The 1,196-nt window shown below is 40.3% G+C and carries 2 protein-coding genes; both read right to left on the bottom strand.

Translation table 11 applies throughout. From position 1 onward, the window contains the following. Window positions 1-8: 8 nt before the first annotated feature. Window positions 9-692, bottom strand: coding sequence for an IS630 family transposase (locus P1X15_RS32430; RefSeq protein WP_310586056.1), 684 nt, complete (start codon window positions 690-692; stop codon window positions 9-11). 31 nt (window positions 693-723) lie between these two features. Beyond that, entirely contained in the window at window positions 724-1,140 is a 417-nt protein-coding gene (locus P1X15_RS32425) for a helix-turn-helix domain-containing protein (RefSeq protein WP_277342254.1), read from the bottom strand. Between the last annotated feature and the right edge of the window lie 56 nt (window positions 1,141-1,196).

Raw genomic sequence — 1,196 nt, 5'->3', positions numbered from 1 at the left:
TACCTTGTTTAATTAGTTTTTTTATATTTTATATTATTTGGATTAACGTGCGAATAGTGCCGATTGAGCGTATTTCTGGCAGACTCGCATGAGAACTGCCAATCTATGGTAGTCTTCTTATCCATTCGTTCTTTGAAATAGCACATTACTTCCTTTGTGAGTTGATTCATAGAGGGAATTCGTCGGTTAAGACATTGCCTTGACAGAGCTGAAAATTCGATTTCTATCATGTTGAGCCAACTGGCTGATTTTGGGGTATAAACAAAGTCGAATCGATTAGCCAATACCTGCGCTTTTTCCGCTTCTAAAACTTCATAAAAAGCATTAGGGGTATGAGTATTGAGATTATCCAAAACCAGCGTTATTTTTTCAGCATCGGGGTATGTTTGGGCTAAATGTTGCATAAATTTGGTAAATTCAACTTTGGTACGATGCCTCCTCACATGAGCTAATCTCTGACCCGTTTTTGGTTCGATAGCTGCTAAAACAGTACACGAGCCATGTTTGCTGTAAGCGTAATGTTCTTTGGCCGGGATTGCCGGTTTCATCTTAATTCCTTCTATTACATTGCCAATCAAGAAGCATGGTCGTTCATCATAGCATACTACAGGACGAAGTGAATTATAAGGCAAAAGATAGAGCCGAAGGATGATTTCCATGCGTAACAAAAACTCCGATGTAAGGCTTCTGATACACCATTGGCGTTTCCTATGGGGCTGTAACTCATTTTTTTAAAATTAAATTTACGGTCGAGTAAGAAATCTCCTCAACAAGTTGCAGTTCTACCAAACGGTCGGCCAAGAGGCGTAATGACCAACTTGAATGACCATCAGGTGCCTCACTACATGCCAAAGCCGTCACTTTCGCTCGGTCTGTGCCCTCGAATTTAATGGGGCGGCCGCTGCGCGCTTTATCCTCCAAAAAAAGCAGCCCTAACTCAGTGTAGGATTTTGCCCACGCCGATACGGTTATATATTGAACCGATAATAACTTAGCTACTTGCTGATAGGTTTTACCTTCATCCAAGTAGAGTAAGGCTTGCATTCGTTTATGTTTACGAACTTTTAGAGCCCCTTTGCTGAGTTGAGCTTGCAGATAATCCCGATCCGGTTCACTCAAAGTAATGTGTTGTCTCTGCATCAGTTATTGATAGTTTTTCAAAAACTAATATACATAAAAACTTTTAAAACAGTGTA

The sequence above is a fragment of the Runella sp. MFBS21 genome, from assembly GCF_029433105.1.
Lineage (GTDB): Bacteria > Bacteroidota > Bacteroidia > Cytophagales > Spirosomataceae > Runella.
This window is presented reverse-complemented; position numbering and strand designations above follow the sequence as displayed.

What these genes read in the sequence shown, in the direction of transcription:
- P1X15_RS32425 (WP_277342254.1), bottom strand. Translation starts at nt 1,140, where the DNA reads ATGCAGAGACAACACATTACTTTGAGTGAACCGGATCGGGATTATCTG.